Genomic DNA, 23,488 nt, shown 5'->3' with positions numbered 1-23,488 from the left:
GATCAGGGAGGCGGTGACTACACCCCGCGGGGGCTGGTCCGTACGAACGGACCGGCCCCCGCGGTGCGTTGTGCCCGGCGATCGGGAAGCGGCGGAGGTACCGTCGCCGAGTGACGAGTCTTTCCGGAGGCAGTGACAAGGGCGGCTCCGCCACAGAGCCCCACTCCATCGCCTGTGCCCGATGCGGCACCGAGGCCCGGCCCCCGCAGCCCACCTGGACCTACTCCGTCGAAAACGGCACCCGGCGCTACTTCTGCGACACGTGCTCGCGGGAGAACCTCAGAGCGATCGAGGGACGGCTGGACTCGGCCTGGTGGTAGAGAGACAGCGGTGCTTCGCCCTGGGGGTCCGTTGCCTTCGAACACCACGCCACCGCCGTCACCCCGGCCGGGAAGAAGACGTTCGACAGGCGCCTTCTGCGAGCCGCGACCAACGCGGGTCATCACATGACGGGCGGTTCGGCCAAGAGAACAACCCGGTCTGCTTCAACGTCGAACCCAAGCACGGAATGCCCGGAATCCCCCTCAGGGTCCATCAGTACCGGCTTTCTCAGCCGCCGTCCGATCGCCCGGAGGAAGCCGCAGAACACATCCAGTTGCTCCTGGCCCTGCAGCTCCCTCAGATCCACATCGAAGTTGATCTCCTCAGACGTGTAGAAACTGAAGATCGCCAGAATGCCCGCTACTGGCCAGACCCGCAGATCCGCACACTCGGCGTCGGGCGGGCGGGACAGTACTGCCTCCGCCCGAGGCACCGGCATCACGACATCGCCCTCGGAGTACTGGCACTTCCAACCGCACTCGCTGATGAGATCGAGGACCGCCTGCCAGTCCGCCACTGAGGCATCAGGGACACGCACGTCTGGCAGAGGCCCCATCTCATCCGGGTCGAAGAATTCTTTGACGTCGCCCCACAGCAGATCAGACACCTCGCCATGCTGCCCGGCGGCTATCCCCAGAGCAGCCCAATTTTCCTGACTGAAGGCGTAGGGGTCCCCCGCCCCCCTCCCTGGCCCCTCCACGCACCCAGCGTCAGCTCACGCCTCCGCCGCCGACCCCTCCTCAGCGGTCGGCTCCTCCAGGACGAATCCCGGTAGCCACTCCTCCAGTTCCTCGCGCAGCCGTACCGTCGCGCCCAACTGGCACAGCACCCCGATCGTGCTCAGCGTCACCCGGTGAATGAGGAGATACGCCGGGGGCAGGTTGAGCTGTTTGCCCAGTTGGTAGGCGGGGGAGCGGGGGTCGGCGACCCGCGCGGCCTGGCTGCGCATCCAGCCGCGGGTGAAGGTGAACTCGTCGACCTGGGCCGGTTCGATGATCGGCAGCAGGTAGTCCAGGACGGCGTCGGGGGCCAGGTCGATGGACTCCTTGACGAAGCCCTCCTCGCAGAGGAGTTCGTAGACCTCGTCCGCGTCCCCGTCCAGGGTCATGCGCAGGGAGCCGCCGATGGGCGTCGGCAGGCCGCCAGGGAGACGGTCGACCGTTCCGAAGTCCAGGACGCCGAGCCGCCAGTCTTCCTCACCGTCCGGGCCGCCCGGCAGGAGTCGGAAGTTCCCTGGGTGCGGGTCGGCGTGCAGCAGGCCTGTGCGGGCCGGGCCGGAGAAGAGGAAGCGGGCCAGGAGCTGGCCGGCGCGGTCGCGCTGCTCCTCGGTGCCGTCGGAGATCACCTCCGAGAGCGGGATGCCGTCGATCCACTCCGTGACCAGGACCTGCTCGCACTGATGCACCACCGCGGGGACGACGACGTCCGGATCGCCGGCGAACTCCTCCGCGTGTGCCTGCTGGGCCTGTGCCTCCAGGCCGTAGTCCAGTTCTTCCGAGACCCGGTCCTTGAGCTCGGCGATCAGCGGCTTGATGTCCATGCCGGGAATCAGGGGGCCCAAGAGTCGGGCGAAGCGACTCAGTTGGTTCAAGTCGGACAGTAGGGCCTCGCCTGCTCCCGGGTACTGCACCTTGACCGCCACTTCGCGGCCGTCGTGCCACACCCCGCGATGCACCTGGCCGATCGAGGCGGCCGCGGACGGCTTGTCCTCGAACTCCAGGAACAGGTCCTGCCAGTCCTCGCCGAGTCGCTCCGCCAGTACCGAGTGCACGGTGCGCGTCGGCATCGGAGGCGCCGCCTCCTGAAGTTTGGTGAGCGCCGCTCGATACGGGCCGGCGATCTCCTCGGGCAGCGCCGACTCGAAGACGGACAGGGCTTGGCCGAACTTCATGGCGCCGCCCTTGAGCTCGCCGAGCACCTTGAACATCTGCTCCGCGGTGCGCTGCTGCAACTCGCGGCCGACGAGTTCCGCGGACTCGCCGACGATCCGCTTGCCCAGTCCCCAGGTCGCCCGTCCGGCGAAGCCGAGCGGGAGTGCGGCGAGCTTGGCGGTGCGGGTGACCGCCTTGCGGGGAAGATCAGACATGCGCCCTCCAGGTCCCAGCCAACCGCTCCGTGTCTGCCCTACGGCGTGACTCCTTCGACGGCCGCTGCTCCGCCATTGTCTCGTGCCGGTCCTCGTCCTCGGAGGGGTGTTCTCCCTCACCTTTCTCCGTGGCGCCGCACGCGCATGCGGGATGCGCCCACACCGGCCGGGCGTGCCAGGTCAGAGCGGGTAGTGACACTTCCCAGCGTGCGCCCGCGCTGGACGGAACCCGGCCGTCCAGAAAGGCGAGGGCGTGTGCGGCGGCCAGACCGGCGACCGCGGTGGCCAGCGTGAGGTCGCAGGCCCGCACCTCGCGCGCCCGCCCCGAGCCCGAGCGCCACTGTGCGACGAGCCGGGGCCAGGCCGGGTCCCGATCGGTACGCCCCTCGTGCAGGCAGCCGGCGCAGCCGGTCTCGCCGGGCAGTACGAGCGGGCCGACCACGCCGGTTCCCTCCACGACACCGGCGTACAGATGGGGCGTACCGGAGGAGATGAGGGGTTCGGCGGCGGATGGGGAGGGGGCGTGCACGGCGACGTCGTCCCGGGGCGCGATGATCACCAGGGAGTGGCCGGTGGTCTGCTCTTCCGCGGATGATTGGGCGCCGCGGCGTGTTGGGCGGTCCGGTGCGCAGCGGCGTGCGGTTCGTCGCGCGGCCTCGTCCCTGCGGTCGCCGACGGTCTCCGCGGGCAGTCCGCCCGGGGTCACGTCCCAGGGCTCGACCCGGCCGACGTCGCGCACGTCGACGTCGCCCACCCCGGCCGCCGACAGCAGTGAGGCCATCATCGATCCGACCCGGCCGGCGCCCCTCACCTGTACGCGCAGTGAGCGTCGCGCGGTGAGGCGGCTCATGGCCTCGCCCGGCTCGGATGTGGTCAGCGACAGCGAGGCCAGATCCGGGCGCAGCCGGTCCAGTACCTCTTTCTTGCGTCGAAGGGTGTCGCCGGCCGGGCCGCCGCCCTTCGCGTCGTCGAGCAGTCCTGCCCCTGCCAGGCGTCGCACCAGCCCGTCGACATGGCCGTCCGGCAGGTCCATGCGGCGGCCTTCCTCGCGTAACAGCTCCAGTCCGCGAGTGCCGTTGAGCAGATCGAGGAAGCTGCCCGTCGCGGTGTCCATCGGGCCCAGGGTCAGCGCGTGTGCCGGAGTCATCCCGAATTGCACGGTGTTGAGGTCGCGCCAGCCGCGCCTGAGGGACGACTTCACCTGTGGAGCCTGTGGTGTCGGTGGAAATGCTGGAGGCGCCGGCCTGGACAGGTCGGTTGAAATGGCTGAATTGGTCTGATCTGTCGCATGCATGAACTGGCCCCCGTAGCCATCGTGGAACATCCCCATGCGTCGGAAAGGCTCGGTCGCAGCGTCGCCGACGACTGCCAGCATGCCCCGATACGGCGGACGGTGCCGAAAGTTGTCCACAGGCGGTGGATATTCGTCGTACAAATCAAACGCACGGTGGGGGATCGGGATCGAACCGTCCCAGAGTCGGGACTTCGCCCATGTGCAGCGGGTAACGTCGGGGCGTGTCCGCCGACCCACTGCACCGCGCCGGAACGCCACAGCGCAGTACGACGAGCCCGCCGCAGAGCGGCTCGGGGGCGAGCGCGATCGAGGTCCGTAGAAGCGCCCGGCGCCGCCGGACGGTCTCGGCGTACCGCGAGGGCGATCGCACCGTCGTGCTCATCCCTGCCCGGATGTCCGAGGCCGAGGAGCAACGCTGGGTGAACGTCATGCTGGACAAGCTGGCCGCCCAGGAGAGCAAGCGGGTCATCGGCGACGCGGAGCTGGCGGAGCGGGCCGAGCGGCTCTCGGACCAGTATCTGGACGCCCGCGCGCGGCCCAACTCGGTGCGCTGGGTCACCAACCAGAACACCCGCTGGGGTTCGTGCACCCCGGCCGAGGGCAGCATCCGGCTTTCGCACCGGCTGCAGGGCATGCCCGAATACGTCGTCGACTACGTCCTCCTGCACGAACTCGCGCATCTTCTGGTGCCCGGACACGGGCCCCGTTTCTGGCGGCTGCTGGAGGCGTATCCCCGCACCGAGCGGGCGAAGGGCTACCTCGAAGGCGTGGTCGCCGCCGAGCGGTTGCCCCATCTGCCCGGCGCGCGCGGCGAATGAGCCCGAGGGACCCGCTGCCGCGCCGCCGCTCCATTCTCCGATGGAGCCCGTGAGGCAGCCCATGGGGCAGCCCATGGGGCAGCCCGTGAGGCAGCCGCTGGGCAGTGCTTCCGGTTCGGCCGGGCGCGGGTTGTGTACCGGGTCTGTACCGGCTTCGTCCGATGTCCGAGTTTGCCGTTAGCCTGGCGCGACGCACTTACATTCGGGATGGGGGACGGTCGTTACGCATGGCCAGGGAATTCCAACGCGGCCACAAGGCCAAGATCAGTGACCTCACCGCGGGCACGGATCTGTACGTAGGGGTACAGATCGGCGCCCCAGGGCTGAGCTTCGACATCAGTTGCTTCGGTCTCGACGCCGACGAACGGCTCTCGGACGACCGTTACTTCATCTTCTTCAACCAGCCGAAGTCCCCCGAGGAAGCCATCCAGCTCCTCGGCACCCAGGCCGGTGACACGGAGTCCTTCCGGGTCACGCTCGACAGGATCCCCCCGCAGATCCAGAAGCTGTCCTTCACGGCGACGATCGACGGCGCCGGGCAGATGTCGCAGGTCGGCCCCGGATACATCCGTATCGTCGCCGGTGGCGAGGAGGTGGCCCGGTACGCCTTCAACGGCTCGGAGTTCTCCACCGAACGCGCCGTGATGCTGGGCGACTTCTACCTGAAGGACGTCTGGCGGTTCGCCGCCGTCGGCCAGGGCTTCGACGGCGGACTCGAGGCGCTGCTGAAGAACTTCGGTGGCGAGGTCGCCGAGGAAGAGGCCCCCGCCGCCCCGCAGCAGCCCCAGGCCGGTGCGACTCCCAACTTTGCGCCGCCCGCCCAGGCCGCCGCGCCGCCCGCGTTCGGCGCCCCGGCCGGCGCTCCCGCCCCGCAGCCGGCCGCTCCGGCGCCCGCGCCCGCCCCGGCGCAGGGTTTCGCGCCCCCGCCGGGATCCACCCCGCCGCCGCCGAGCCCGGCGCCCTCGGTGCACGCGCAGCCGACCATCATCGCGCCCATGACGCCGCCCGGAGGCGCCCCGCCGCCGCCCGCCCCGGCGCCCGCGCCCTACGGCCAGCCCGCGCAGCAGCCGTACGGCCAGCCCTCGGCGCCGCCGCCTCCCGGCTACGGCTACCCCCAGGCGCCCCCGGCCCCGCAGGCCCCGGCCCCGCCGCCGGGCTACGGCCAGCCGACCCCGCCTCCCGGGTACAGCCAGCCGACCCCGCCTCCCGGCTACGGCCAGCAGCCCCCCTACGGGCAGGTCCCGGGCCAGCAGGCGCCCTACGGAGCCCCGCAGGGCGCCCCGCAAGGCGTGCCTCAGGGTCCCGGTGTGGCCTCGGCGCTCCAGCAGTTCAAGGAGACGCCGACCGGTCAGCGCTGGACGCAGCAGAACAAGAAGCTGGTCCGCGTCGACCTCGGCATCGGCGGTCAGCCCGTTCTCGCCCGCCAGGGCAGCATGGTGCTGTACCAGGGCAAGGTCGACTTCAGCTACAAGGGCGCCGGCTTCGCCGGCCGGATCGTGGGCAACGCGACCGGCCAGGAGATGCAGCTCATGCGCTGCACCGGCCAGGGCCAGGTGTTCCTCGCCGAGAACTCCACGATGCTGCACCCCATCGAGCTCCAGGGCGACGGCATCTGCGTCTCCGCCGAGAACGTCCTCGCCTTCGACGAGAGCCTTCAGTACGAGGTCCGCCGCATCGAGGGGCACGGCATCCCCGGTGGCGCGCTGTTCACGATGCAGTTCACGGGTACCGGCACGATCGTCGTCAAGACGCACGGCACGCCGGTGGTGCTGCCGGTGACGCCCACGACGTTCGCCGACTGCAACGCCGTGGTCGCCTGGTCGTCCGCCGCCCAGGTGGTCGTCTCCAGCCAGGTCCGCATGCGTCGCAACGCCTACCCCGGCGACACCGGAGAGAGCGTCAACCTCCAGTTCCGGGCCGCTCCCGGCAACTTCATCGTCGTCCAGCCGTACGAGATCTGAGGGAGAGCCCGTCATGAACCAGCCGCTCGCGGGCTACGCCCCCGCACCCGTCACCGCCCGCATGGAGAACCACGGCAACCACATGCTGAAGGTCGCCATGCAGACCGGGAACGACCTCCTCGCGCGCGTGGGCTCGATGGTTGCCTACGAGGGCTTCGTCCAGTACGAGCCCAACCCGCCGGCCGTGCGCCAGATCGCCAAGGACTGGCTCACGGGTGAGGGCGCGCCCCTGATGAAGTGCTCCGGCGACGGACTGCTCTACCTCGCCGACTACGGCGCCAACGTCGTCGTGATCAACCTCAACGGCGACGGCATCTCCGTCAACGCCACCAACCTGCTCGCCTTCGACGCGCATCTGACGTGGGGTGTCGAGCGGGTCAAGGGCCTGGCGAAGTTCGCCGGGCAGGGCCTGTGGAACACCAAGATCTCCGGGCAGGGCTGGGTCGCGCTGACCTCCCGGGGCAAGCCGATCGTCGTCGACTGCGGCGGTGGCGAGGACGAGACGTACGTCGACCCGGACGCGCTCGTCGCCTGGTCGCCGAACCTCAAGGTGAAAGGCAAGCGCAGCTTCAAGGCGCAGTCCCTCATCGGCCGGGGCAGCGGCGAGGCCTACCAGATGGCCTTCTCCGGCCAGGGCATCGTCGTCGTACAGCCCAGCGAGGACAGCACCGACCGCCTCCGGGTCCGGGGCTGAGGGGGAGCGAGAGAACGCCATGCAGAGCCCGATTTTCGCCTACAACGACCAGCAGACCCAGGACCGCTGGAGCCTGCAGAACAAGCAGATGCTCCGCGTCAACCTGGAGGGCCACGACGACATCCTCGCCCGCAAGGGCACGATGGTCGCCTACCAGGGACTCGTCGAGTTCGACGCCGAGTACCAGAGCAACCAGCAGGGACGCGCGCGTGCGCACACCGGTGAGGGCCTGGACCTCATGCGCTGTCACGGACAGGGCACGGTCTACCTCGCCAACCTCAAGCAGCACGTCCACGTCATGGACGTCGAACAGGACGGGCTGACCGTCGACAGCAGCTATGTGCTGGCGATGGACTCCTCGCTGCACCACGAGGTCATCGCCGTGGACAGCCTCTACGGCATCTCCGGCTCGGGGAAGTACCAGCTCAACATCACCGGCCGCGGCAAGATCGCCCTCATGACCTCCGGCATGCCGCTGATGATGCAGGTGACGCCCGACAAGTACGTCAACTGCGACGCCGACGCGATCGTCGCCTGGTCGACCTCGCTGCGCGTACAGATGCAGGCCCAGACGCACTCCTCCGGAGTGTGGCGGCGCCGCGGCAACACCGGCGAGGGCTGGGAGCTCAGCTTCATGGGCTCCGGTTTCGCGCTGGTCCAGCCGAGCGAGCTGCTGCCGCCGCAGAACGCCCAGATCGGCTCGGGCCTCGCCGCCCAGTACGGCATGGGGCAGCAGGGGGCGCGAGGTCAGAACCAGGGCAACGTCTGGAGTTGACCGTCTGGAAAGCAGACGTAAGGGGCGACCGCCTGGGCAGTCGCCCCTTACACATGGTTCGGCACCGGCCGGCGTTCAGACCGCGAGCCTCGCCCGCGTCGCCTCCAGCAGGCGTACGACCGACTCGTCCGCCACGTCCGCCACCTCGTCGTAGGCGAACCAGCGCAGGTCCAGCGACTCGTCGCTGATCGCCTCCACGGCGCCGGCAGGGGCGAGCGCCGCGTACTGGACGTCGAGGTGCCAGGCGCACGGCGTGTGATGGCGGTCCAGGCGCACCGGGCCGCCCGGCAGCAGGGTCAGCCCCGCGATGCCCGACTCCTCGGCTCCCTCGCGCAGGGCGGCCGCCGACAGCGTCTCGTCGGCCGGTTCGCAGTGGCCGCCCATCTGCAGCCACATGCGCAACTTCTTGTGGAGGGTGAGCAGCACCCGACCGCGTGAGGGGTCGATCACCAGCGCGCTCGCCGTGATGTGCCCGTCGCCGCAGGCCTTCCACATGCCGTCCGGGTGGGTCTCCAGATGCTCCAGATACGTCCGGCGCAACTCTTCCTGGTCCTCGTACCCCTTCAGCACGAGGACCGCGTCGTCGTACAGGCTCACTCGGTGCCGTCGCCCTTTGCGTCGCCGCCGTCGGAGTCCTCGTCCTTCTTCAGGTTCGGCTTCTCGCCGGCGCCGCTCGCGGCCTCGCCGAGCATCTTGTCCAGCTCGGAGAAGTCGATGTGCTCACGGTGCACGAAACCGTCCGGGTCGTCCAGGTCGCCGGCCGTCGGCAGCATGTCGGGGTGCGCCCACAGGGCGTCACGGCCGTCGACACCGCGCGCGTCCGTGAGCGAGGCCCACAGACGGGAGGCGTCACGCAGGCGGCGCGGACGCAGTTCCAGACCGATCAGCGTCGCGAACGTCTGCTCCGCCGGGCCGCCCGAGGCACGACGGCGGCGCAGCGTCTCACGCAGCGCGTCGGCGGACGACAGACGGGGCTTGGCGGCCGCGTGGACCACCGCGTCGACCCAGCCCTCCACGAGCGCCAGAGCCGTCTCCAGGCGGGCCAGAGCCGCCTTCTGCTCCGGGGTGTCCTCCGGCTGGAACATGCCCTGCTGGAGAGCGTCCTGAAGCTGCTCGGGGTTCTGCGGGTCGAACTGGCCGACCACGTCCTCCAGCTTGGCGGTGTCGACCTTGATCCCGCGCGCGTAGCCGTCGACCGCGCCGAACAGGTGCGAGCGCAGCCACGGCACATGAGCGAAGAGGCGCTGGTGGGCGGCCTCGCGCAGGGCGAGATACAGCCGCACCTCCTCCTTCGGCACGCCCAGGTCCTTGCCGAACGTCTCGATGTTCACCGGCAGCAGCGCGGCCTTGCCGGCCGGGCCGAGCGGCAGGCCGATGTCGGTGGACCCGACGACCTCGCCCGCGAGCACGCCGACGGCCTGCCCGATCTGCGTGCCGAACATGGCGCCGCCCATCGAACGCATCATGCCGATCAGCGGGCCCGCCATGGCCTGCATCTCCTCCGGGAGCACATCGCCCATCGCGGTGCCGACCCGCTCGGCGACCGGGTCGACGAGCTCCTGCCACGCGGGCAGGGTCGCCTCGACCCACTCCGCGCGGCTCCACGCGACGGCGGTGTTCGCGCCGGACGGCAGGGACGTCGCGTCGTCCAGCCACAGGTCTGCCAGGCGTACGGCCTCCTGGACGGCGGTGCGCTCGGAGGAGCCCACGCTCGCGTCCTTGGTGCCGTCCGCGGTGCCCTGGGAGACCGTCTGGCGGGCGATCTGCTTGGCCATGTCCCAGTTCACCGGGCCGCCCTCGTACGAGAGCATCTGCCCGAGCTGCTGGAACGCGGCCCCGAGGTCGGTGGGGTTCAGCGAGCCGAACATGGCAGCGAACGGATTGTCCGCGCCGGGGCCGCCAAAGCCCCCGGCACCGGGCAGCCCGCCGAAACCGAACGGGTTGGCCGGTCCCTGACCACCACCGCTCTGCTGGTCCTTCTTCTTGCCCTCGTCGCCGTCTTCCGGCTCCTCCGGCGGAAGGCCGAATCCGAATGGGGTGTCACTCACGGGATTCCTCGGCTGTTAAGGCCACCGGCTGGCGCCGGCGGCACGACTGCCCGATAACACCACCCAGCGTAGACACCGCGAGCCGATCGGGCCTCGGTGCTTCGCCGACTCTCGGCCTGCGGCAGGATGGATGCCACCTGGTACGTACGCGTCACTCGCGTTCGTACTAAAGACAACCGCTGGAGACGCCCGGTGAGTTCCCCTGATCCGCAGGTTCGCGCAGCGCGAAACCAGTCAACCCCGCACGCCGCGCGCGGCGTGCGCGGACCCGTCGTCGCGGTGACCGGTGCCGCGTCCGGGATCGGAGCGCTGCTCACCGAGCGGCTGGTCGCGTCCGGCGAGGTCAAGCAGGTCATCGCCATCGACGAGCGGCGCGGTGACTGCGCCGCGGCGCAGTGGCACATCCTGGACGTGCGGGACCCCGCCATCGCCGAGAAGCTGCGGGGTGCCGACGTGGTCGTGCACCTGGCGCTCGACCTGGATCTGGAGACGGATTCAGCCGCGCGGACGGCATACAACGTTCGGGGGACGCAGACCGTTCTGACGGCCGCCGCGGCGGCCGGGGTCCACCGGGTGGTGCTGTGCACCTCGGCGATGGTCTACGGGGCGCTCGACGACAACGAGCTGCCGCTGTCCGAGGACGCCGAACTGCGGGCGACCGCGGAGGCCACCGGCGTCGGGGACCTGCTGGAGATCGAGCGTCTCGCGCGGCGGGCCCCCAGAGCCCACCCCGGACTCAATGTCACCGTCGTGCGGCCGGCCGTGCTGGTGGGCGGCACCGACACCGCGCTGACCAGGTACTTCGAGTCGCCCCGGCTACTCGTCGTCGCCGGGTCGCGGCCCGCCTGGCAGTTCTGCCACGTCGAGGACCTGTGCAGCGCGCTCGAGTACGCCGTCCTGGAGAAGGTCGAAGGGGAACTCGCCGTCGGCTGCGACGGCTGGCTGGAGCAGGAGGAGGTCGAGGAGCTCAGCGGGATCCGCCGCATGGAGCTGCCCTCGGCGGTCGCGCTGGGAGCGGCGGCCCGCCTGCACCGCATCGGGCTGACGCCCTCCCCGGCCGGGGACCTGGCCTACACGATGTACCCGTGGGTGGTCAGCGGCAGTCGGCTGCACGACGCGGGATGGCGGCCGCAGTGGACCAACGAGGAAGTCCTCGCCGAGCTGCTGGAAGAGGTCTCCGGCAGGCACACGGTCGCCGGGCGGCGCCTCGGCCGCAAGGACGCGACGGCGGCCGGCGCGGCCGGAGCGACGGTGGCCCTGCTGGGTGCGGCGGCGGTGGTACGGCGGGCGCGCAAGGCCAGGCGGCGGATCTGAGCGCGGCCCGCTCCACGGCACGCGGCGGATCTGAGGGCCGGCCTGACCCACGGCGTGGAGCGGGCCGAACTGTAGGAGGCTCCAAAGCCGCACGCGTGTGTGCCGGGCGATAACGCTATTTCCCGTCCTCACACGCGTGGGGCACGATGGGGCCATGGCACCTACCAACGATCACCCCGGTGAGCAGGGCGCTCAGGACCCCGTCAAGCTCATCGCCATTCGCGAGACGGCGCTCTCCCTGGACGAGGTCTTCCGGGCCGTCGGGGACGACGCCGCCGGTGGGACCGCGCTGTTCGTGGGCACCGTGCGCAACCACGACGGGGGTGCCGACGTCGACGAGCTCGGATACTCGTGCCATCCCAGCGCCGAGGCCGAGATGCGCCGGATCGCCGAGAAGGTCGTCGCCGAGTACCCGGTGCGGGCGCTCGCCGCGGTCCACCGGGTCGGGGACCTCAGGGTCGGGGATCTCGCGGTCGTCGTCGCCGTCTCCTGCCCCCATCGCGGCGAGGCGTTCGAGGCGTGCCGGAGACTGATCGACGATCTCAAGCACGAGGTGCCGATCTGGAAGCACCAGAAGTTCTCCGATGGCACGGAGGAGTGGGTCGGCGCCTGCTGAGCCCCGGAGCACCTTCCACCCCCGCCGAAACCCCATCCACCCCACCCGGCTTGCGTAACCGCACCCCTGGCGTGAGCGTTGTCAGTGCCAGTGGTTAATCTGCTGATCAGTCAGTTGCGGTCGCTCATTGGGGATGGGAGGACGGCATGGCGGCGCTCGCCTGGTTGCTGATTCCGCTCGTGGCTGCGGTCATCGCCGGCCTGTGGGGCAGTTGGGCCAACCGGACCCGCAAGGCGCGGGGCGACGGCCCGGAGCTCGACGGCTATGCCCGCTTCCGCGCGGCCATGGAGAAGCCCTCGTCCCGCACATGATCACGGAGTCGGGTTCGCGGCCCTGACGGGGCTCTGACAGGACTGTCACGTACTGTCTTGGCATGCCACGCCGCACCGCGACGATGCTCGCCTCCACTCTGATGCTGATCGCGCTCCTGTGCGCGGGAGTGTTCATTCCCGTGCCGTATGCGGAGATGTCCCCGGGGCCGACCGTCAACACCCTCGGCGATCACGACGGCGAGCCGGTGCTTCAGATCTCCGGGCGCAAGACCTACCCGACGAGCGGTCACCTCAACATGACCACCGTCAGGGTCACCAGCGCCGACTACAAGATGAACCTGGTCGAGGCCGTCTACGGCTGGCTCGCGCACGACAACAAGGTCGTGCCGCACGACACCCTCTACCCGGACGGCAAGACCGAGGAGCAGTCCACCCAGGAGAACGCCGAGGAGTTCAGCCAGTCCCAGGAGAGCGCCAAGGTCGCCGCCCTCAAGGCGCTGGACATCCCGGTGCAGAGCTGGGTGATCGTCTCGACCGTCGTCAAGGGCACCCCGGCCGAGGGCAAGCTGCACGCCGGTGACGTGATCAAGGCCGTCGACGACACCGCGGTCAAGGAGCCCGGGGATGTCGCCGAGCTGGTGACCAAGCACAAGCCGGGACAGGACGTCGTCTTCACGATCGTGCCCGCCAAGGAGCAGGCCGCCGCGGAGAAGGAGCGCCGGACGCCGACGAAGACCGAGAAGGTCACCATCAGGACCGCGCAGTCCACCGACAGCGGCGACAAGCGCGCCATCGTCGGGATCTCCGCCGGGACCGACCACACCTTCCCGTTCAGCATCGACATCAAGCTCGCCGACGTCGGCGGCCCCAGCGCGGGCCTGATGTTCTCGCTCGGCCTCTACGACAAGCTCACCCCGGGCAGCCTCACCGGCGGCAAGTTCGTGGCAGGCACCGGCACCATCGACGACGAGGGCAAGGTCGGCCCCATCGGCGGCATCGAGATGAAGACCATCGCCGCGCGCGAGAAGGGCGCCCAGTACTTCCTGACGCCCGCCGACAACTGCGCGACCGCGGCCAGGGACGTTCCGGGCGGGCTCACCCTCGTCAAGGTCGACACCATCGACGACGCCCTCGGCGCCCTGACGGACATCCGCTCCGGCGACACCGCCGACCTGCCCGAGTGCACGACCAAGAGCTGAGCGACAGCAGCCGTACGACAGCGGGGGCGCCCCTCACACCGAGGGGCGCCCCCGTCGTCGTACCGGAAGACCGCGGGAGCCGGACCGGAAGGTCCTAGTCCGCGAAGGTGGCCGTCAGCGCTTCCGCCAGGCCCGGGACGAGGTCCGGGCCGGTGAGGACCTCCGTCGGGGTGTCCTTCTCGCGCAGGCGCAGGGCCGACTCGCGGGTGCCGTCGCGCAGGACCGCGACCGTCATGCGGACCTCCTGACGGTCCGGGTGCTCCGCCACCCACTTCGCGAACCTGGCGTCGCTCAGGCCCTGCGGAACCTGTGCCTCGGCGGACGGCGGCAGCATCAGGCGCTCCACGGTGAGCGCGCAGCCGGCCACCGCGTCGGGCCAGGCGATCGTGCCGAGGAACTCGTCGAGCTGCTTGCCCGTTGGAATTTCGTCCTGCTCGATCGGGGTCAGGCCGGTGGACTCCTCCTCGTCCCCCAGGCCGAGCTGGGCGGCGAGGCCGGGTTCCTGGACTCGCAGCCGTGCGGTGTCGACGAGGGCGAAAAGGCGGGCGGGCTGGTCCCAGCCGAGGCCGGAGGCGTACTCGTCGATCTCGAGAACGGCCCGGGTAAGCGGGTTCGCAGCCATGGGAGTGTTGGACATGGTCACAATCCTCTCTCGTTCCTGGCCGGAATCGGGAACCGAGTAAACGGTGAGTAAGTTGCATAGATGTGGGCCCACGATCACGGGGGGCCACGGAGGGTCCACGAAGACGCGGGCCTGACCCAGACCAACAGCGAACTTCGGGGTGCGAACCTTGGCTTTCCAGATGCCGGACCGCGGCGGAGGCCCGACCGGGCCACGGATCAGAGTGGGCCGCCCGTCCCGGCGTGTCCGGACCCTGCTCATGACACTGGGCGTGCTCGCCGTCCTCGGCATGGCGTTCACCATGTTCGCGGGCTTCTGGACGGACTGGCTCTGGTACCGGTCGGTGAACTACTCCTCGGTGTTCACCACCACGCTGTGGACGAAGATCGGACTCTTCTTCGTCTTCGGTCTGTTGATGGCCCTCGCGGTCGGCTTCAACATCTGGCTGGCACACCGGCTGCGCCCGCCGCTGAGCGCCATGTCGATGGAGCAGCAGAGCCTCGACCGCTACCGCATGGGCATCGCGCCGTACAAGAAGTGGCTGCTGCTCGCGATCACCGCCCTGGTCGGCCTGATCGCCGGCGCCTCCGCCTCCAGCCAGTGGCGGACCTGGCTGATGTGGGTCAACGGCGTCCCCTTCGGTGAGAAGGACCCGCAGTTCCACCTCGACGTCGGCTTCTACGCCTTCGACCTGCCCTGGTACCGGTTCCTGCTCGGCTTCGGCTTCGCCGCCGCGATCCTCTCCGTGATCGCCGCCGCGCTCACCCACTACCTGTACGGCGGGCTGCGGATCACCAGCCCCGGCGCGCGCGCCACGGCCGCCGCCACCGGTCATCTGTCGGTCCTCATCGGCATCTTCGTCGCCCTGAAGGCGGTCGCGTACTGGCTCGACCGGTACGGACTCGCGGTGAAGTCCAGCGACTTCAAGGCGACCGACAACTGGACCGGCCTCAGGTACGTCGACGCCAACGCCTATCTCCCGGCCAAGACGATCCTGTTCTGCATCGCCGTGATCTGCGCGCTGCTGTTCTTCGCCACCCTGTGGCGGCGCACCTGGCAGTTGCCCGTCATCGGCTTCGGCCTGATGGTGCTCTCCGCGATCCTCATCGGCGGCCTGTACCCGGCGATCGTGCAGAAGTTCCAGGTCCAGCCCAACGAGCAGGCCAAGGAAGCGCCGTACGTCGAGAAGAACCTCAAGGCGACGCGCGAGGCGTACGGCATCGACGGCACCCAGGTCACCGAGTACGCGGGCACGGGCAAGACCGAGGACAAGACGAAGCTGCGCGACGACGTCGACGCCACGGCGAGCATCCGCATCCTGGACCCGAACATCGTCTCGCCGACGTTCCAGCAGCTCCAGCAGATCAGGAACTACTACGCGTTCCCGACCAACCTGGACGTCGACCGGTACAGCAAGGACGGCAAGGACCAGGACACCGTCATCGGTCTGCGTGAGATCAACCTCAACGGCATCCCGAAGCGGAACTGGATCAACGACCACTTCCGTTACACCCACGGCTACGGCGTGGTCGCCGCCGAGGGCACCAGTGCCGACTCCCAGGGCCGCCCGGACTTCACCGAGTCCGACCTGCCGTCCAAGGGCGACCTCGGGACGTACGAGCAGCGGGTCTACTACGGCGAGAAGACCACGATGTACTCGATCGTCGGCGGTCCCCAGAAGGAGATCGACTACTCCGACGACAGCGGTGAGAAGACCTACAGCTACAAGGCCGACAGCGGGGTCAGTCTCTCCAACCCGGTCAACCGGGCCGCGTACGCGGTGGCGTTCGGCGAGCCGCAGATCCTGTACTCCGGTGCGATCGGCGACGGTTCGCGCATCCTGTACAACCGCACGCCCAAGGAGCGCGTCGAGGCGGTCGCCCCGTGGCTGACCATCGACGGCGACGCCTACCCGGCGGTCGTGGACGGCCGTATCCAGTGGATCGTCGACGCGTACACGACGACGAACGGCTACCCGTACTCGTCGCGTACGACCCTCGGGGACACCACGGCCGACTCGCTGACCGCCACCAACGACAACCGTGCGGTGGTGGCCCAGCAGAACCAGGTCAACTACATCCGCAACTCGGTGAAGGCGACGGTCGACGCCTACACCGGTGAGGTCAAGCTCTTCCAGTGGGACACCAAGGACCCGGTCCTGAAGACCTGGATGAAGGCCTTCCCGGGCACGGTGAAGTCCAAGAGCGAGATCTCCAAGTCGCTGATGGCCCATCTGCGCTACCCGCAGGACCTGTTCAAGGTCCAGCGCGAGCTGCTCACCCGCTACCACGTGAAGGACGCCACGACGTTCCTCAGCGGCAGCGAGGTCTGGCAGGTGCCGGACGACCCGACGAACAAGTCGGGCAGTGCGACACCGCCGTACTACCTGAGCATGAAGATGCCCGACCAGGCGTCACAGGCGTTCTCGCTGACGACGACGCTCACGCCGAACGGCCGGGACAACCTCAGTGCTTTCATGGCGGTCGACGCCGAGGCGGGCACCAGCGACTACGGCAAGATCAGAATCCTGAAACTGCCGACCAACACCACGGTCAACGGACCGAGTCAGGTCCAGAGCCAGTTCAACTCCGAACAGGACATCGCCGAGACGATCAGGCTGCTCAAGGGCGGCGACTCGGACATCGAGTACGGCAACCTGCTGGCGGTTCCGCTCGACGGCGGACTGCTCTACGTGGAGCCGGTCTACGTACGCGGTGGCGGACTCAAGTACCCGCTGCTGCGCAAGGTGTTGGTGTCCTACGGCGGCACCACCGCCTTCGAGGACACGCTCGACGAGGCCCTCAACAAGGTCTTCGGAGCGGACGGCGCGACCACCCCGCCACCGGACGAGGACGGCGGCGGTACGACACCTCCGCCGACGTCCAACAACCCGACGGTCCAAGAAGCGCTCGACGACGCCCAGAAGGCCTTCGACGCCGGCCAGGACGCCCTGAAGAAGGGCGACTGGGAGGCGTACGGCAAGGCGCAGAAGGACCTTGAGGACGCGCTCAGGCGGGCCGAGGACGCGCAGTCGCAGCCCGACAAGACGGGCGGCGGCGCGGGCAGTGGCGGCGGGAGTGCGAGTCCCAAGCCGAGCGGAAGTCCCACCGGCACCTAGGGACCGGCGGCTGATCGAATAGCCCACCCCGCGCCGTGGTACGGTTGCATCACAACGGCGCGGGGTGGAGCAGCTCGGTAGCTCGCTGGGCTCATAACCCAGAGGTCGCAGGTTCAAATCCTGTCCCCGCTACTGAAGTCGGCGAACATTTCGTACGACAGCGAAGGCCCGGATCCTCCAAGGATCCGGGCCTTCGTGGTGTGCGAACGCATGTGCCGGGCACTGGGACGGTCGTGCCGCTGTGGGGAGTTGGGAGAACTGTGTTTGACTTGTCTCTCTGTGGGCATGTCGACAAAACGCTGAAGTGACCTCACTGGCTGCGGTATACCAGGTGTACCCAGGTTGCAGGTGGTGCGACGATGGACGTTATGGGGGACAAGGCAACTCTGTTGGAGACAGGGCGGTTTGTGCAGCCTGCCGACTTTGTGCAGCCGACGGGCGATTTCGTGCAGCCGGAGAACGATGCCTCGCGTCCGACGGGCGGTGCCTCGCAGCCGGTGGGTGAGCTGGTGCGACCGGAGGGCGACTTCGCCGTCGACCGGCCGGCCGACCAGGACGAGACGGGGGAGGCCGCCGAGGAGGCGCGGCAGCGGCTCGCCGCGCAGACCGGCGACGTCGAGGCGATGAGCGTCCTCGGGGCCATGCTGCTGCGCCGTGGTGACCTCGACGGAGCCGAGCCACATCTGCGGGCCGCGACCGCGGCGGGGGACCGGGCGGCCGCGAACAATCTGGGAGTCCTGCTGCACCAGCGCGGCTACGCCGACGACGCCGCCGGATGGTGGCGGATCGCCGCCGTCGCCGGGTCGGCCGCGGCCGCACACGCGCTGGGACGCCATCACCGTGAGCGGGGCGACGAGCCCGCCGCCGAGTACTGGCTGCGGCAGTCCGCCGAGCAGGGGCACACGCTGGGCGCGTACGCGCTCGCGGATCTGCTGGAGCACCGCAGCGACGGCCGGGCCGAGCAGTGGATGCGGGCCGCGGCGGAGCGCGGGCACCGGGAGGCGGCGTACCGGCTGGCGCGCGCGCTCGACCGGCAGGTGACGCGGACGGGTGAGGACGGCGCCGACAACGGTGTCGAGCCGGGCGAGGCCGTGCTGGACGAGGTCGAGCAGTGGTACCGGCAGGCCGCCGCGCGCGGGCACCGCAGGGCCGCGCTGCACCTCGGGGCGATTCTGGAGAAGCGCGGGGAGCTCAAGGAGGCCGGGCGCTGGTATCTGACGTCCGCCAAGGACGGTGAGGCGCGCGCCGCCTGTGCGCTCGGGTTCCTGCTGCGGGACGCCGGGGACACCGAGAGCGCCGCCGTGTGGTGGCTGCGGGCCGCGCAGGACGGCGACGGCAACGCCGCGAACGCGCTGGGCGCGCTGCATGCCGAGCGCGGGGAGACCCAGACCGCCGAGCGGTGGTACCGGGCCGCGATGGACGCCGGTGATGTCAACGGCGCGTACAACCTCGGGCTGCTCTGCGCCGAGCAGGCGCGTACCGCGCAGGCCGAGCAGTGGTACCGGCGGGCTGCGTACGCCGGGCACCGCGAGGCGGCGAACGCGCTGGCGATCCTGCTGCTCCAGGGCGGGGACACGTCGGGTGCCCAGCCGTGGTTCTCCAAGGCCGCTGAGGCGGGGAGCGTGGACGCCGCGTTCAATCTGGGGATCCTGCACGCCGGGCGGGGCGAGGAGCGGGCCGCGCTGCGGTGGTACGAGCGTGCGGCTGCCGCCGGGCACACGGAGGCGGCGCTCCAGGTCGGCATCGCCCGGCTGCGGGACGGCGACGAGCTCGCGGCGGAGCGGCATCTGCGGTGCGCGGCCGGGTCCGGCAGTCCGGAGGCGGCGTATCGGCTGGCGACCGTGCTGGACGCCCGGCGGCCGCCGGAGCCCGCGCATGAGCTCGGGGAGCCGGTGCGGGAGAAGGCCGAGTGCGAGGAGTGGTACGAGCGGGCCGCCTCCCAGGGGCATCGGCGGGCGCAGGTTCGGGTCGGGATGCTCGCTGCGGCCCGGGGGGACGTGGTGGAGGCGGCTCGGTGGTACCGGGAAGCCGCCGAGGCCGGGTCGCGCAACGGTGCGTTCAATCTGGGCCTGCTGCTGGCCAGGGAGGGCAGTGAGCCCGAGGCGGCGGTGTGGTGGACGCGGGCGGCTGACGCCGGGCATGGGCGGTCGGCTTTGCGGCTCGCCCTGGTCTACGCGCGTCGCGGGGAGCTGGCGGAGGGGCAGCGGTGGGCCGACCGGGCGGTGAGTCTGGGGCCGGCGGAGGTTGCCGAGCGGGCGGCGCGGTTGCGGGACGCTCTGCGGGAGGAGCTCTCGGCGTGAGGGGTGCCGGTGCCGATGTCGGGTGCCCGGCGTTGTGGCCGGCGTCTTGGGTTTCGCCCCCGCCGCCCCTACCCGTCCCGTCCTCCAGGGGCGCTGCCCCTTCGACCCCGGCCGTCCTGGGGGCTGCCGCCCCCAGACCCCCGCTTCGGCCCTGAACGGGCCTCGTCCTCAAACGCCGGACGGGCTGGAAGGAAGCGGGCCGGCGCTCAAGGGTGCCGGGGGCCGGGCCGGCACTCAAGGGTGCCGGGGGCGGGAGAAGGAGGCGGGCCGGCGCTCAAGGGTGCCGGGGCGGGAGAAGGAGGCGGGTCGGCGCTCAAGGGTGCCGGGGCGGGAGAAGGAGGCGGGTCGGCGCTCAAGGGTGCCGTGGGCGGGGGAAGGAAGCGGGTCGGCGCTCAAGGGTGCCGTGGGCGGGGGAAGGAAGCAGGCCGGCGCTCAAGGGTGCCGGGGGCGGGGGAAAGCGGGTCCGCGCTGAAACGTGCTGGTCAGGTCCGAAGGATGGCTGCCGGGAAAGCGATTTGCCTCTGTCCGCGTCCTTGACGTAATGTTGCGTTCACCGACGCGGGGTGGAGCAGCTCGGTAGCTCGCTGGGCTCATAACCCAGAGGTCGCAGGTTCAAATCCTGTCCCCGCTACTGAAGGCCTAGGGCCGGGATCCGTAAGGATTCCGGCCCTAGGTGTTTTCGTGGGTGGGGTGGTGTGTCAGGGCTGGTGGCCCACCGCCTCCTCGTACAGGGCACGGTTCACCGTCCGGGACTCCGGCAGTGGGGATCCCTCGGCCACGGCCTGGGCCTCGTAGGCCGACTGCAGGCGGGTCGTGGTGCCGGAGCGGATCTCCCAGTCCATGACCAGGGACGGGGTGGATTCGAGGATCGACTTCTCCGCCTTGAGGAGTTTGGCGAGGTATGTGACGAAGGGCGCATCCTGTTTGTAGTCCGAGGCGAAGTACGAGTTCAGCGTGCGGATGTAGGCCCTCAGCAGGGCCACCCCGGCGTCCACGTCGTCCTGGAGCAGCGCGGGGCCGTAGAGCATGCCGCCCAGGGGCTCGCCCCGCGGCTGGCCGCCGAGGAAGGCGTACCCCTGCTCGCCGTCCACCTTGCGCCAGACCGGGTCCAGGAGCCACGCGGAGTCGACGCCGCCGTTCTGGAGGGCGGTGAGCACGTCGGCCGAGCCCAGTTGCTGGTACTGGATGTCGGCGAGGCCGCCGCCGTGTTTCCCCAGCGCCTTCTGCATGGGGTACGCGATGACCGAGCCCTTGCCGATCATCGTGCCCAGCCTGCGGCCGGCCATCGCCACCCGGTTCGCGCTCTCGCCCTCCTTCAGGCGCACCCACAGACCGCTCTTCGACTTCGGAGCCGGTGAGAAGTTCCCCGCGACCCACTTGATGTCGAAGCCGCCCTTGACGCCGTTCATGACGGCCGCCTCCGGGGCCGCCCACAGCGCGTCGATGTCGCCCTTCGCCAGCAGGGGCAGCGCGTCCGGGGTCGGCAGGACCTTCAGCGTGACGTCGAGGCCCTCCTTCTCGAACTCCCGCTTGTCGAGCGCCACTTGCAGCGGGGCCACGTACTCCGCGCTCAGCGTCCCCGTCGCGATCGTCAGCTTGCGGGGCTCGGACAACGGCTGCGGGGAAGGGGCGCCGGGCAGACAGCGGGCCGGTGTGCGGGTGGGGGAGAGGTCCTTCGGGTCCGTCCACGCCTTCGTGCCGCAGCCCTCGACCGGGCGGATCGTACGGTCGCCGGCGGCCGCATCCGACGAGGAGTCCGACTCGTACGGCGACGAGCACGCCGCCGACGCCAGCAGTGCCCCCACGGCGAGGAGAACGCCGTACACATGTCGCCTTCCTCTCATGACTGGCCCCTTCCTCGGTCTCTCGGTGCCCAGGGCGTGAGCAGGCGTCCGGCATGGCGGATCAGTTCGGAGAAGAGCACTCCGAGGACCGCGACGCAGACGATGCCGACGAACATGACGTCGTTCTGGAACAGCGCGCGCGAGTCGAAGATCAGATGGCCCAGGCCGTTCGTCGCGGCGATCTGCTCGGAGGCGACGATGACCAGCACCGCCACGCCCGCCGCGATCCGCGCGCCCACCAGGACGGAGGGCAGTGACGCGGGGAGCAGGACGTGGCGGAACATCTGCCATCGCGAGGCGCCGAAGACCTGGCCGGCGTCCCGGTGGCCGGACGGGATGGACATCACCGCCGACATGGTCGAGATCCACACGAAGAAGAACACCGTCGCCGCCACCAGGGCCACCTGCGGGCCCTCGCCCAGGCCGAACATGTTCAGGAAGATAGGCAGCAGGGCCAGCTTCGGTACGACGTACAGCGCGTCCAGCAGCGGCTCCAGCGCGGCGCGTACCAGCGACAGGGAACCCATCAGCAGACCCAGGGCGTAGCCCGCCGCCGTGCCGGCCGTGTAACCCGCGAGGACCCGCTTCAGCGTGGCCCACACGTCCGGCCACAGCTCGCCGGCCGCGGCCCGGTCCCAGCCGTCGGCGAGGATCGTGGACGGGGCCGGGTAGACACGGTCGTCGATCCAGGCCTGCGCCGCGGCCAGTTGCCACAGCAGGAGCAGCAGGACGGGCACGGCGAGTGCCAGTGACAGCTCCAGTGCGCGCCTGCGGCGGTGGGTGCGTGCGGGGTGGAGTTCGCGTGGGCCCGGGCGGCGGATCAGGACCGACTCGGCGGGCGGCTTCGTGAGCGTCGTCATGCCGGTACGGCCTCCTTCCGCAGCAGGTCCCACAGCTCGCTCTTCAGGGCGGTGAACTCGGGTGTGGCCCGGATGTCGCCGGTGCGCGGGCGCGGGAAGGGCGGGCGGTGCTCGGCGATGATCCGGCCGGGGCGGGCGGACATGACCAGGACGCGGTCGCCGAGGACGATGGCCTCCTCCAGGCTGTGGGTGATGAAGAGCGTGGTCGTCCTCAAGGACTGAGTGATGTCCAGGAGTTCGTCCTGGAGGATCGTGCGCAGTTGGGCGTCGAGCGCGGCGAAGGGCTCGTCCATCAGCAGGATCTCGGGCTCCACCGCCAGGGCGCGGGCGATCGCCACGCGCTGGCGCATCCCGCCGGACAGGGCCGCCGGGTAGGAGTCGGCGAAGTCCGACAGGCCCATGCGGGCCAGCCAGTCGTCGGCGCGGGCGTTGGCCTCGCGGCGCGGGACGCGCTGGATGTCCAGGCCGAAGCGGACGTTGGCGCGGACGGACTTCCAGTCGTAGATGCCGTAGTCCTGGAAGATCATCGCCGCCGGGCGCGGGCTCGTCGCACGGATCTCCAGGGTGCCGGTGCTCGGGCGGAGCAGGCCCGCGGCGATGCGCAGAAGGGTCGACTTGCCGCAGCCCGAGGGGCCGACGACGCAGACGAACTCGCCGGGGGCGACGGTCAGTTCGAGGGGGCCGAGGGCGTCGACCGTGTGTGGGGTTCGGCCGAAGGCGCGTGTCAGGTCGTTCGCTCTGAGTTTGGGGTACGGCTCTCCCACTTCTGTCTCCTCGCGGAGTGCGGAACGGACGTGTGGGTGTCGTTGACCATATGACGACCCGTCAGATTCCGAAACCCCGCCCGCCCGCACCCGCGCAGCACAAAGCCCCGGCGCTCATCGGTGCCGGGGCTCGGAGAAGGTGGCCGACTAGGCCTTCGCGCAGTTCGGGCAGATACCGCGGTACGTCATCTCGACGTCCGAGACCGTGAAGCCGAAGCGCTCGGAGTCGGGGAGGTCGGCCATCGGGTTGCCCGTCGGGTGGACGTCCCGGATCGAGCCGCACTGGGCGCAGACCAGGTGGTGGTGGGGCCGGTGGGCGTTCGGGTCGTACCGCTTGGCGCGCTTGTCGGTGGAGACCTCGAGCACCTCGCCGAGGGTGACCAGCTCGCCCAGCGTGTTGTAGACGGTCGCCCGGGAGATCTCGGGCAGCTTGGCGACGGCCCGCGCGTGCACCTCGTCCGCTGTCAGGTGGACGTGATCGCCGGCGAGAACCTCGGCCACGACGCGCCGCTGCGCGGTCATACGCCATCCGCGTCCGCGCAGCCGTTCCAGAAGGTCACTCATGCAGAACACCTTAACAGC

Annotated in this window: 21 protein-coding genes and 2 tRNA genes; 13 read left to right on the top strand and 10 right to left on the bottom strand. The window is 70.2% G+C overall.

Features of this window, described 5'->3' with window-relative positions:
* Positions 1–110 precede the first annotated feature (110 nt).
* Positions 111–320 (top strand): hypothetical protein, encoded by a 210-nt coding sequence (locus tag ACZ69Q_RS22145; RefSeq protein ID WP_471044402.1) that lies wholly within the window; start codon positions 111–113, stop codon positions 318–320.
* A gap of 122 nt (positions 321–442) precedes the next feature.
* Here the strand turns inward: ACZ69Q_RS22145 and ACZ69Q_RS22140 are convergent, their stop codons facing one another.
* The 3 genes from ACZ69Q_RS22140 to ACZ69Q_RS22130 all read right to left on the bottom strand — a co-directional run bounded on the left by ACZ69Q_RS22140 (position 443) and on the right by ACZ69Q_RS22130 (position 3,554).
* Positions 443–928: a hypothetical protein gene (locus tag ACZ69Q_RS22140; RefSeq protein WP_471044400.1), complete on the bottom strand. Its 486-nt coding sequence runs from the start codon at positions 926–928 to the stop codon at positions 443–445.
* A gap of 108 nt (positions 929–1,036) precedes the next feature.
* The gene (locus tag ACZ69Q_RS22135) at positions 1,037–2,407 is read right to left on the bottom strand and encodes an ABC1 kinase family protein (protein WP_471044398.1); all 1,371 of its coding nucleotides are present in this window, start codon (positions 2,405–2,407) and stop codon (positions 1,037–1,039) included.
* Positions 2,400–3,554 (bottom strand): TOMM precursor leader peptide-binding protein, encoded by a 1,155-nt coding sequence (locus ACZ69Q_RS22130; protein WP_471044688.1) that lies wholly within the window; start codon positions 3,552–3,554, stop codon positions 2,400–2,402. The genes ACZ69Q_RS22135 and ACZ69Q_RS22130 overlap by 8 nt, the downstream gene beginning before the upstream one ends.
* Positions 3,555–3,922: 368 nt before the next feature.
* Between ACZ69Q_RS22130 and ACZ69Q_RS22125 the strand changes: the two genes are divergently transcribed.
* The 4 genes from ACZ69Q_RS22125 (at position 3,923) to ACZ69Q_RS22110 (ending at position 7,949) form a co-directional block, all read left to right on the top strand.
* On the top strand, positions 3,923–4,519 hold the full coding sequence (locus ACZ69Q_RS22125) for a M48 metallopeptidase family protein (protein ID WP_471044396.1): 597 nt from the start codon (positions 3,923–3,925) through the stop codon (positions 4,517–4,519).
* A gap of 227 nt (positions 4,520–4,746) precedes the next feature.
* Positions 4,747–6,480: a TerD family protein gene (locus ACZ69Q_RS22120; protein WP_471044393.1), complete on the top strand. Its 1,734-nt coding sequence runs from the start codon at positions 4,747–4,749 to the stop codon at positions 6,478–6,480.
* Between the two features lie 13 nt (positions 6,481–6,493).
* Complete coding sequence (locus tag ACZ69Q_RS22115; RefSeq protein ID WP_471044391.1) at positions 6,494–7,174, top strand: AIM24 family protein; 681 nt, start codon at positions 6,494–6,496, stop codon at positions 7,172–7,174.
* Positions 7,175–7,193: 19 nt separating this feature from the next.
* Complete coding sequence (locus ACZ69Q_RS22110; RefSeq protein WP_471044389.1) at positions 7,194–7,949, top strand: AIM24 family protein; 756 nt, start codon at positions 7,194–7,196, stop codon at positions 7,947–7,949.
* 75 nt (positions 7,950–8,024) lie between these two features.
* On the opposite strand, the gene ACZ69Q_RS22105 is transcribed toward ACZ69Q_RS22110, so the two are convergent.
* Positions 8,025–8,546, bottom strand: a complete 522-nt coding sequence (locus ACZ69Q_RS22105) for an NUDIX hydrolase (RefSeq protein WP_471044387.1) — start codon at positions 8,544–8,546, stop codon at positions 8,025–8,027.
* The gene (locus tag ACZ69Q_RS22100) at positions 8,543–9,997 is read right to left on the bottom strand and encodes a zinc-dependent metalloprotease (RefSeq protein WP_471044384.1); all 1,455 of its coding nucleotides are present in this window, start codon (positions 9,995–9,997) and stop codon (positions 8,543–8,545) included. The genes ACZ69Q_RS22105 and ACZ69Q_RS22100 overlap by 4 nt, the downstream gene beginning before the upstream one ends.
* 192 nt (positions 9,998–10,189) lie before the next feature.
* Between ACZ69Q_RS22100 and ACZ69Q_RS22095 the strand changes: the two genes are divergently transcribed.
* The 4 genes from ACZ69Q_RS22095 (at position 10,190) to ACZ69Q_RS22080 (ending at position 13,398) form a co-directional block, all read left to right on the top strand.
* Positions 10,190–11,311, top strand: coding sequence for an SDR family oxidoreductase (locus ACZ69Q_RS22095; protein WP_471044381.1), 1,122 nt, complete (start codon positions 10,190–10,192; stop codon positions 11,309–11,311).
* 154 nt (positions 11,312–11,465) lie between these two features.
* Complete coding sequence (locus ACZ69Q_RS22090; protein ID WP_471044378.1) at positions 11,466–11,927, top strand: molybdenum cofactor biosynthesis protein MoaE; 462 nt, start codon at positions 11,466–11,468, stop codon at positions 11,925–11,927.
* A gap of 146 nt (positions 11,928–12,073) precedes the next feature.
* Entirely contained in the window at positions 12,074–12,238 is a 165-nt protein-coding gene (locus ACZ69Q_RS22085; RefSeq protein WP_380845017.1) for a hypothetical protein, read from the top strand.
* Positions 12,239–12,300: 62 nt separating this feature from the next.
* Positions 12,301–13,398: a YlbL family protein gene (locus ACZ69Q_RS22080; protein ID WP_471044375.1), complete on the top strand. Its 1,098-nt coding sequence runs from the start codon at positions 12,301–12,303 to the stop codon at positions 13,396–13,398.
* Positions 13,399–13,492: 94 nt separating this feature from the next.
* On the opposite strand, the gene ACZ69Q_RS22075 is transcribed toward ACZ69Q_RS22080, so the two are convergent.
* Complete coding sequence (locus tag ACZ69Q_RS22075; RefSeq protein WP_471044372.1) at positions 13,493–14,035, bottom strand: PPA1309 family protein; 543 nt, start codon at positions 14,033–14,035, stop codon at positions 13,493–13,495.
* Between the two features lie 166 nt (positions 14,036–14,201).
* Here ACZ69Q_RS22075 and ACZ69Q_RS22070 point away from each other — a divergent pair, with 166 nt between their 5' ends.
* From ACZ69Q_RS22070 to ACZ69Q_RS22055, 4 genes are all read left to right on the top strand, one after another.
* Positions 14,202–17,138, top strand: a complete 2,937-nt coding sequence (locus ACZ69Q_RS22070; protein WP_471044686.1) for a UPF0182 family membrane protein — start codon at positions 14,202–14,204, stop codon at positions 17,136–17,138.
* Between the two features lie 58 nt (positions 17,139–17,196).
* A tRNA-Met gene (locus tag ACZ69Q_RS22065) sits at positions 17,197–17,270 on the top strand.
* Positions 17,271–17,506: 236 nt separating this feature from the next.
* The gene (locus ACZ69Q_RS22060) at positions 17,507–19,438 is read left to right on the top strand and encodes a tetratricopeptide repeat protein (protein WP_471044370.1); all 1,932 of its coding nucleotides are present in this window, start codon (positions 17,507–17,509) and stop codon (positions 19,436–19,438) included.
* A 557-nt stretch (positions 19,439–19,995) separates the two neighbouring features.
* Positions 19,996–20,069, top strand: a tRNA-Met gene (locus tag ACZ69Q_RS22055).
* Between the two features lie 67 nt (positions 20,070–20,136).
* Here ACZ69Q_RS22055 and ACZ69Q_RS22050 read toward each other — a convergent pair.
* From ACZ69Q_RS22050 to ACZ69Q_RS22035, 4 genes are all read right to left on the bottom strand, one after another.
* Positions 20,137–21,282 carry an ABC transporter substrate-binding protein gene (locus ACZ69Q_RS22050; protein ID WP_471044367.1) on the bottom strand — a complete coding sequence of 382 codons (1,146 nt, stop codon included), beginning with the start codon at positions 21,280–21,282 and terminating at the stop codon, positions 20,137–20,139.
* On the bottom strand, positions 21,279–22,142 hold the full coding sequence (locus ACZ69Q_RS22045; RefSeq protein ID WP_471044364.1) for an ABC transporter permease: 864 nt from the start codon (positions 22,140–22,142) through the stop codon (positions 21,279–21,281). Before ACZ69Q_RS22045 ends, ACZ69Q_RS22050 begins: the two co-directional genes overlap by 4 nt.
* Positions 22,139–22,906 carry an ABC transporter ATP-binding protein gene (locus ACZ69Q_RS22040; RefSeq protein ID WP_471044362.1) on the bottom strand — a complete coding sequence of 256 codons (768 nt, stop codon included), beginning with the start codon at positions 22,904–22,906 and terminating at the stop codon, positions 22,139–22,141. Before ACZ69Q_RS22040 ends, ACZ69Q_RS22045 begins: the two co-directional genes overlap by 4 nt.
* 147 nt (positions 22,907–23,053) lie before the next feature.
* The gene (locus tag ACZ69Q_RS22035) at positions 23,054–23,470 is read right to left on the bottom strand and encodes a Fur family transcriptional regulator (protein WP_383418111.1); all 417 of its coding nucleotides are present in this window, start codon (positions 23,468–23,470) and stop codon (positions 23,054–23,056) included.
* Between the last annotated feature and the right edge of the window lie 18 nt (positions 23,471–23,488).

The sequence above is a fragment of the Streptomyces sp. NPDC036764 genome (genome assembly GCF_055609385.1).
This window is presented reverse-complemented; position numbering and strand designations above follow the sequence as displayed.